The sequence below is a fragment of the Streptomyces sp. P5F9 genome, assembly GCF_057961495.1.
Map to the genome: position 1 here is coordinate 1 of NZ_JBXVPZ010000400.1, position 9,121 is coordinate 9,121.

Genomic DNA, 9,121 nt, shown 5'->3' on the forward strand with positions numbered 1-9,121 from the left:
GGGCAGCTGACATACCCCGAGCCTAATTAGTCCGCTTTGCCACGGAAAGTCGAGCGGTTCGGCCGCCAGGCCCCTAACCCGCCGCCACCAACAGCTCCGACTCCGCCTCCCGCTCCGCCATCCCCCGCAACGGCCCCTCCACGGAGGCCAGTCCGGCGTACGGACCCCGCTGCACGACACGCCCCTCGTCCAGCACGATCACCTCGTCCACGTCCTCCAGGCCCGCCAGCCGGTGCGTGATGAGCAGTGTCGTACGGCCTTCCGTGGCGGCCAGCAGATCGGCGGTGAGCGCGTCGGCGGTCGCCAGGTCCAGGTGTTCGGCGGGCTCGTCGAGCACGAGCACCGGGAAGTCGGCGAGCAGCGCGCGGGCGAGGGCCAGCCGCTGCCGCTGCCCGCCGGAGAGCCGCGCTCCGTGCTCACCTACGAGCGTGTCCAGGCCCTCGGGCAGCCCGTCGGCCCAGTCGAGCAGCCGGGCACGCTCCAACGCGGCCCGCAGTTCGTCCTCGGTCGCGTCCTTCCTCGCGAGGAGCAGGTTCTCGCGCACCGAGCTGTCGAAGAGGTGCGCGTCCTGCGCACACAGCCCGACGAGCCGTCGTACGTCGTCGCCGTCCAGGGCGTACGCGTCCACACCGGCCAGCGTGTACGTGCCGGCGTCCGCGTCCAGGAAGCGCAGCAGCACCTGCGCCAGCGTCGTCTTGCCGGACCCGGAGGACCCGACGACCGCGACCCGGCGACCCTTCTCCAGCGTCAGGTCGAGCCCGGTGAGCGCGTCCCGGTCCTGCCCGGTGTGCCGGGCGGCCAGTCCCCGTACGACGAGCGGGAAGGGTGTCGCAGGTGCCGGGCGAGGCCGCTCCGGTTCCCGTACGGGCTCGGGGGCGTCCAGCACCTCGTACACACGCTCGGCGCTCTTGCGGACCCGCTGCCGGTACTGCACGGCGAGCGGGAGTCCGAGGACGGCCTCGAAGGCGGCGAGCGGGGTCAGGACGACGACGGCCGTCAGGACACCGCTGAGCCGTCCGGCGGCGACGGCCTGGGCGGCCACGAGGGCGGTGGCGGCGACGGTCAGGCCGGAGATCAGCGCGGTGAGGCCGTCGCCGAGGGCGGTGGCCGTGGCGGCGCGTGAGGCGATCCGGGTGAGTGCGCTGTCCGCCCGCTTGGCCTCCGCAGTACGGGCGGGCAGTGCGCCGGCGACCGTCAACTCGGCGGTGCCAGTGAGCAGTTCGGTCACGCGGGTGGCGAGCACACCGCGGGCGGGGGCCAAGCGCCGTTCGGCACGGCGGGCCACGGCGCCGGTCACGAGGGGGACGCCGACGCCGGCCGCGAGGAGGCCGACCGCGAGGGCGGCACCGGCCTCGGGGAGCAGCCAGGCCGTGAAGCCGACCGTCGTGGCGGAGACGGCGACCGCGACCCCGGCGGGCAGCAGCCAGCGCAGCCAGTAGTCCTGGAGCGCGTCCACGTCGGCGACGAGCCGGGACAGCAGATCGCCGCGACGGGTGTCGCGCAGCCCGGCGGGCGCCAGCCGCTCAAGACGCCGGTAGACGGCGACCCGGGTGTCGGCCAGCATCCGCAGCACCGCGTCGTGCGACACGAGCCGCTCCGCGTACCGGAAGACGGCCCGCCCGATGCCGAAGGTCCGCGTCGCCGTCACCGCCACCATCAGGTACAGCACGGGCGGCTGCTGCGAGGCCCGCGAGATCAGCCACCCCGAGGTGCCCATGAGCCCAACGGCACTGCCCAGCGCGAGGCTTCCGAGCAGCAGCGCCATGGCGAGGCGACCGCGCCGCGCACCGGACATGGCACGGACCCGGGAGAGGACACCACCCGCATGTACAGCAAGCCGCGTCTCGGGCTCGTCGGCGACAGCGGAACTCACCGAGATGTCCTGGGCAGTCCGTGTCTCGGGGATCACCGGCCCGGCCTCCGCGTGCACCGCGGCCACGCCCTCCGTCAGCCGCACCACCCGGTCCGCGACCGCCAGCAGGGCCGGCCTGTGCACCACGAGCAGAACCGTCCGCCCGACCGCCAACCGCCGTACCGCCTCGACCACTTCGGCCTCGGTCGCTCCATCCAGCGCGGCCGTCGGTTCGTCGAGGAGCAGGACGGGCCGGTCGGCGAGGAAGGCCCGGGCGAGGGCCAGCCGTTGCCGCTGCCCGGCGGACAGCCCGGCCCCGTCCTCGCCGAGCACGCTCCCGATGCCCTCGGGCAGCGCGTTCACGAAGTCCAGGGCACCGGCATCGGCCAACGCCCGCCGTACGGCGGTGTCGTCGGCGTCGGGGCGGGCGAGCCGTACGTTCTCGGCGATCGTCCCGGCGTAGAGCTGCGGGCGTTGCGGCACCCAGGCGATCCGCGACCGCCACCGTTCCAGGTCGACGTCGGTGAGATCGACTCCCCCGACACGCACCCGGCCCTCGGTGGGCCGGACGAACCCCAACAGGGCGTTCAGCAGAGTGGACTTGCCCGAGCCGCTCGGGCCTACGAGGGCGACCGTCTCTCCGGGGGCCACAGCGAAGGACGCGTCCGAGACGGCGTCCGTGGACCGCCCGGGGTACCGGACCGTCACGCCCGCGAAGGCCAGGGCGTCCGACGGCACCTCGGTGGTGCCCGAGGCCGGTACCGGTGTCTCCAGTACCGAGAAGATCTCCTCGGCCGCGGCGAGACCCTCCGCCGCCGCGTGGTACTGCGCGCCCACCTGACGCAGCGGCAGGTAGGCCTCCGGCGCCAGGACGAGGACGACGAGACCGATATAGAGGTCCATGTCGCCGTGGACGAGGCGCATGCCGATCGTCACGGCGACCAGGGCCACCGAGAGCGTGGCGAGCAGTTCCAGGGCGAACGAGGAGACGAAGGCGATCCGCAGCGTCCGCATGGTCGCCTGCCGGTACTCGCCGGTGATGCGCCGGATCGAGTCGGCCTGCGCCTTGGCCCGGCCGAACACCTTCAGGGTCGGCAGCCCCGCGACCACGTCCAGGAAGTGCCCGGAGAGCCGGGAGAGCAACTGCCACTGACGGTCCATCCGGGACTGCGTGGCCCAGCCGATCATCACCATGAAGAGCGGGATGAGCGGCAGGGTGCCGACGATGATCGCCGCCGAGACCCAGTCCTCGGTGACGATGCGCGCCAGTACCGCCACGGGGACGACGATCGCGAGCCCCAACTGCGGGAGATAGCGCGAGAAATAGTCGTCGAGGGCGTCGACGCCCCGGGTGGCGAGGGCGACCAGCGAACCGGTCCGCTGCCCACTCAGCCAGCCGGGACCCAGCTCCACGGAACGCTCCAGCAGCCGCCCCCGCAGCTCCGACTTCACGGCGGCGCTGGCCCGGTGGGCGGCGAGTTCGGTGAGCCAGGAGACCAGAGCGCGGCCGACGGCGACCGTCGCCAACAGCAGCAGGGGAGTGCCGAGTTCACTCACGGACTTGCCGTGCTGGAAGGCGCCGACCACGACCTCGGCAATGAGCATCGCCTGCGCGATGACCAGCAGCGCCCCGACGGCTCCCAGGCCGACGACCGCCATCAGGAAGAGGCGGGTGGCGCGGGCGTATCGAAGTAGCCGTGGGTCGATTGGTTTCACGTGAAACACACCCTCATCTCGGGAGATCCCAACGGGGCATGTTTCACGTGAAACATGCCCCAATCGGGACTCAGTGCGCTGCCTCGGCGATGTGCTGCGTGCCGATCCGCTTGCGGAACACCCAGTACGTCCAGCTCTGGTAGAGCAGCACGATCGGCGTGGCGATCCCCGCGCACCAGGTCATGATCTTCAGGGTGTACGGGCTCGACGAGGCGTTGGTGACCGTGAGGTTCCAGTCCGGGTTGAGCGAGGACGGCATGACGTTCGGGAAGAGCGACAGGAAGAGCATCGCGACGGCGGCCACGATGGTGACCCCGGAGAACGCGAACGACCAGCCCTCACGCCCGAGTTGAATCGCCCCCAGCGCCGCGACCAATGCGACGACGGCCACGATCAGCGCGACCAGACTCTTGCCGTCACCGCTGTCGACCTGGGTCCAGATCAGGAAGGCCAGCGCCAACAGGGCGGTGACGAGTCCGACTTGGAGGGCCAGCTTCCGTGCCCGCACCCGGATGTCCCCGACGGTCTTGAGTGCCGTGAACACCGCGCCGTGGAAGGTGAAGAGCGTCAGCGTGACCAGGCCGCCGAGGATCGCGTACGGGTTGAGCAGGTCCCAGAAGGTGCCGGCGTAGTCGAAGTTCTTGTCGATCTTCACGCCCCGGACGATGTTGCCGAAGGCCACGCCCCATAGGAACGCGGGGAGCAGCGAGGTCCAGAAGATCGCCGTCTCCCAGTTGCGCTGCCAGTTCTCCTCGGGCCGCTTCGCCCGGTACTCGAAGGCGACGCCCCGGACGATCAGGCAGACCAGGATGATCAGCAGGGCGAGGTAGAAGCCGGAGAAGAGGGTGGCGTACCACTCGGGGAAGGCGGCGAAGGTCGCACCGCCGGCCGTGAGGAGCCAGACCTCGTTGCCGTCCCAGACCGGGCCGATCGTGTTGATCAGTACCCGCTTCTCGGTGCGGTCCCGGGCGAGCAGCTTGGTGAGGATGCCGACCCCGAAGTCGAAGCCCTCCAGGAAGAAGTAGCCGGTCCACAGGACGGCGATGAGGACGAACCAGACGTCGTGCAGTTCCATGACTGTGCAGCTCCCTCGGCCTAGTAGGAGAAGGCCATCGGCTTGTCGGCGTCCTGTGAGTCGCCGCCGATCTTCGTGGGCGGGTTGAGGTCGGCCTCGGTGAGTTCGGGCGGGCCGGCCTTGACGTACTTCGCGAGCAGCTTGACCTCGATGACGGCGAGGACGGCGTAGAGCGAGGTGAAGACGATCATCGAGGTGAGGACCTCGCCCTGGGAGACGCTGGGGGAGACCGCGTCACGGGTCTGGAAGAGGCCGTAGACGACCCAGGGCTGGCGGCCCATCTCCGTGAAGATCCAGCCCCAGGAGTTGGCGATCAGGGGGAAGCCGAGGGTCCAGATCGACACGAGCCAGTAGAGCTTGGTGAGTTTCGGGCCGAGGGCCTTCTTGAAGAGGACGACGTTCGGCACTTCATCCTCGGCGACCCGCAGATGCTGGGGCAGCAAGAACTTCTTGCGGGTCAGCCAGAGTCCGGCCAGGCCGATGACGAAGGACGCCATCCCGAAGCCGATCATCCAGCGGAACGCCCAGAAGGTGACGGGGATGATGGGCCGGTAGTCGCCGGGACCGTACTTGGCCTGCTCGGCCTTGTTGGTGTCGTTGATGCCGGGGACGTAGGAGCTGAAGTCGTCGTCGGCGAGGAACGACAGTATCCCGGGGATGGACAGCTCGACGGAGTTGTGGCCCTTGCTGACGTCGCCGTAGGCGAAGATCGAGAACGGCGCGGAGTCCTGGCCGTCCCACAGGGCCTCGGCGGCGGCCATCTTCATAGGCTGCTGCTTGAACATGACCTTGCCGAGGGTGTCGCCGCTGACGGCGGTGAGCAGACCGGCGATGGCGACGGTGACCAGGCCCAGCCGCAGCGAGCTCTTCATCACGGCGATGTGCTTCTTGCGGAACAAGTGGAAGGCCGCGATGCCGACCATGAACGCGCCGCCGGTCAGGAAGGACGCGGAGAGCGTGTGGAAAGCCTGCGCGAGCGCGGTGTTCTGGGTCAGCACGTGCCAGAAGTCGGTGAGTTCGGCACGGCCCTTCGCCTTGTTGATCTTGTAGCCGACGGGGTGCTGCATCCACGAGTTGGCCGCGAGGATGAAGTACGCCGACAGGATCGTGCCGATCGAGACCATCCAGATGCAGGCCAGGTGGATCCGCTTGGGCAGCTTGTCCCAGCCGAAGATCCACAGCCCGATGAAGGTGGACTCGAAGAAGAACGCGATCAGCGCCTCGAAGGCGAGCGGGGCACCGAAGATGTCACCGACGAACCGCGAGTAGGCGGACCAGTTCATGCCGAACTGGAACTCCTGCACGATGCCCGTGACGACACCCATGGCGATGTTGATCAGGAAGAGCTTGCCCCAGAACTTGGTGGCCCTGAGGTACTTCTCCTTCTCCGTACGCACCCACGCGGTCTGTAGCCCGGCCGTGAGAGCGGCGAGCGAGATCGTCAGGGGGACGAACAGGAAGTGGTAGACGGTGGTGATGCCGAACTGCCATCGCGCCAGTGTCTCCGGCGCCAGAGCCATTTCCACGTCGTCGGTCTCCTTATGTCGCCGTGGTACAGCGGCAGTTTGCCCCTTTTACCGCACACATCATGGGACGAACTGGGACACGCTTGTGAACGCGTTCACATTCACAAGCTATTATGACGTACGGATTTTCGGCAACGGAAGGGGGGTCCCGTTCGGAGGCCCATTACGAAGGGGGGTCCCCATATGGCAACCCCCCTGACGTCACTCGTTACGAACCCTCACATCGGCAGACGTGACGAACCACACCGCCGGCGACGGTTAGAGCTCCTTGCGGAACCCCTCCGCCACCTTCAGGAAGATGTCGTTCCCCTCGGTCTCCCCGATGGTGATCCGCACGCCCTCGCCCGCGAACGGCCGTACCACCACGCCCGCCTGGTCGCAGGCCGCCGCGAAGTCGAGCGTCCGCTCCCCCAGCCGTAGCCACACGAAGTTGGCCTGGGTCTCCGGGACCGTCCAGCCCTGGGCGCGCAGCGTGTCGGCCACGCGGGTGCGCTCGCCGACCAACGAACCGACGCGGCCGAGCAGTTCGTCCTCGGCGCGCAGCGAGGCGATCGCCGCGTCCTGCGCGAGCTGGCTCACGCCGAAGGGCACGGCCGTCTTGCGCAGCGCCGCCGCGACCGGCTCGTGGGCGATCGCGAAACCGACCCGCAGCCCGGCGAGGCCGTACGCCTTGGAGAAGGTCCGCAGGACGCAGACGTTCGGCCGGTCGCGGTAGAGCTGAACGCCGTCCGGCACCTCCAGGTCCCGGATGAACTCGCGGTACGCCTCGTCGAGCACCACCAGCACATCGCCGGGCACCCGGTCCAGGAAGCGCTCCAGCTCGGCCCGCCGTACGACCGTGCCGGTCGGGTTGTTGGGGTTGCAGACGAAGATCAGCCGGGTGCGGTCGGTGATGGCGTCGGCCATCGCGTCCAGGTCGTGCACGTCGCCCGGGGTCAGCGGGACCTGTACGGCCGTGGCGCCGCTGACGCGTGTGATGATCGGGTACGCCTCGAAGGACCGCCAGGCGTACATGACCTCGTCGCCGGGTCCGGCGGTCGCCTGGATCAGCTGCTGGGCTACGCCGACCGAGCCGGTGCCGGTGGCCAGGTGGGAAACGGGGACGCCGAACCGTTCCGCCAGCTCATTCATCAGACCGGTACACGCCATGTCGGGGTACCGGTTGAAGTTCAGGGCGGCCGCGGTGACGCTCTCCATCACGCCGGGGAGCGGGGGGTACGGGTTCTCGTTGGAGGACAGCTTGTAGGCCACCGGACCGTCCGCCGAGGCAGGCTTGCCCGGCTTGTAGGTGGGGATACCCTCCAGCTCGGCGCGCAGCTTCGGGCTCGTCTCGCTCACCGCAGTCCTCCTTGTGACCACCACCACCGGCACCACCGGCTATCAATACTGCTCACCTTATGAGGATTCGCCGCCGGGGCGTACAGGTCCGGTGCGGTGGGCAGTCACCGGCGTCCGCGTGAGCGGCCTCGGGGGCCCGCGCGAGCGGCCGCCGAGTGTCTGTCGGGACCGCCCCACGTGTCACATCCGCATCAAGGGCAACACCGTACGAAGGCGCACGAACCGGGGGCGCGCCGTACATATATCTATGCGCCGGTAGCTCGCGCCCTGGCGCGCATCCCTCGTGCAGGTGAGTTGAGACCTCTTCGAAACATGGGGGTCTTGGCAGGCCCATGCGCGCCGACAAGTCACGTAATGCCATCGCATCGCTTAACTGACTTTGTTTCTAAGGCAGTTGACCCCTTCTGACCTTGCAGAAACGTGCCTGTCAACGCGTGCATATGCGTCCGCACTACCCCACCGCATGAGCCCTACTATCGGCTCGCCATGACAGCAGCAGGGAAGCACCAGGTGAGCCGCGCGGAAACCTCTCGTCGAGGAAGCCGGCCGGGCCGGGCGGGAATCAGAGACGTGGCCGCCGCGGCCGGAGTCTCCATCACGACCGTCTCCGACGCCCTCAACGGCAAGGGCCGGCTCCCGGACGCCACCCGACGCCATGTCCGAGAAGTCGCCGACCGGCTGGGCTATCGGCCCTCAGCGGCGGCTCGCACACTCCGTACCGGCAAGTCCGGCCTCATCGGCCTGACCGTGACGACGTACGGGGATGAACCTTTCACCTTCACCGAGTTCGCGTACTTCGCCGAGATGGCGCGGGCCGCCACCTCGGCCGCGCTCGCCCGCGGCTACGCCCTCGTGATCCTCCCCGCGACCTCGCGCCACGACGTGTGGTCGAACGTCGCCCTGGACGGCACGGTCGTCATCGACCCGTCCGACCAGGACCCGGTGGTCAGCGAGTTGGTCCGGCAGGGTTTACCGGTCGTCTCCGACGGCCGCCCGGCCGGCTCGCTCCCGGTGACCGCCTGGGTCGACAACGATCACGAGGCCGCGGTCCTGGGCATCCTGGACCACCTGGCCGACGCCGGCGCCCGCCGGATCGGTCTCCTCACGGGCACGAGCACGGACACGTACACGCACCTCTCGACCACGGCGTACCTCCGGTGGTGCGAGCGGGTGGGCCAGGATCCGGTGTACGAGTCGTACCCCGCGCACGATCCGTGCGCCGGGGCCGTCGCCGCCGACCGGCTGCTCGCCCGGCCCGACCGGCCCGACGCGGTCTACGGCCTGTTCGACCCGAACGGCACGGATCTGCTGGCGGCGGCGCGGCGCTACGGCATGCGGGTGCCGGAGGACCTGCTGCTCGTGTGCTGCAGCGAGTCCACGGTGTACGCGAACACCGAGCCGCCGGTCACGACGCTGTCCCTGAAGCCGCGTCGGATCGGTACGGCGGTGGTGCAGCTCCTCATCGACGCGATCGAGGGGGTTGAATCCGACCTGCCGATCGAGCAGGTGATACCGACGGAGCTGATCGTGCGGACGTCGTCCCAGCGACGTCCGCCTCGGACGACGGTCAGTCCGCCTCGGTCGCCTGAGGGGAAGTAGGGGGCGGGGGTGCCT

At 69.4% G+C, this 9,121-nt stretch carries 5 protein-coding genes; 1 reads left to right on the forward strand and 4 read right to left on the reverse strand.

Features of this window, described 5'->3' with window-relative positions; all coding sequences use genetic code 11:
• Window positions 1–73 precede the first annotated feature (73 nt).
• The 4 genes from cydD to hisC form a co-directional block, all read right to left on the reverse strand.
• Window positions 74–3,568 carry a thiol reductant ABC exporter subunit CydD gene (gene cydD, locus AC31A1_RS40050; protein ID WP_489658006.1) on the reverse strand — a complete coding sequence of 1,165 codons (3,495 nt, stop codon included), beginning with the start codon at window positions 3,566–3,568 and terminating at the stop codon, window positions 74–76.
• A 70-nt stretch (window positions 3,569–3,638) separates the two neighbouring features.
• Window positions 3,639–4,643, reverse strand: coding sequence for a cytochrome d ubiquinol oxidase subunit II (gene cydB, locus AC31A1_RS40055; protein ID WP_489658007.1), 1,005 nt, complete (start codon window positions 4,641–4,643; stop codon window positions 3,639–3,641).
• 20 nt (window positions 4,644–4,663) lie between these two features.
• The gene (locus tag AC31A1_RS40060) at window positions 4,664–6,169 is read right to left on the reverse strand and encodes a cytochrome ubiquinol oxidase subunit I (RefSeq protein ID WP_489658008.1); all 1,506 of its coding nucleotides are present in this window, start codon (window positions 6,167–6,169) and stop codon (window positions 4,664–4,666) included.
• Between the two features lie 258 nt (window positions 6,170–6,427).
• Entirely contained in the window at window positions 6,428–7,507 is a 1,080-nt protein-coding gene (gene hisC, locus AC31A1_RS40065; protein ID WP_489658009.1) for a histidinol-phosphate transaminase, read from the reverse strand.
• Window positions 7,508–7,993: 486 nt separating this feature from the next.
• Between hisC and AC31A1_RS40070 the strand changes: the two genes are divergently transcribed.
• Window positions 7,994–9,106 carry a LacI family DNA-binding transcriptional regulator gene (locus AC31A1_RS40070; protein WP_078622773.1) on the forward strand — a complete coding sequence of 371 codons (1,113 nt, stop codon included), beginning with the start codon at window positions 7,994–7,996 and terminating at the stop codon, window positions 9,104–9,106.
• The last annotated feature ends 15 nt before the right edge of the window (window positions 9,107–9,121 follow it).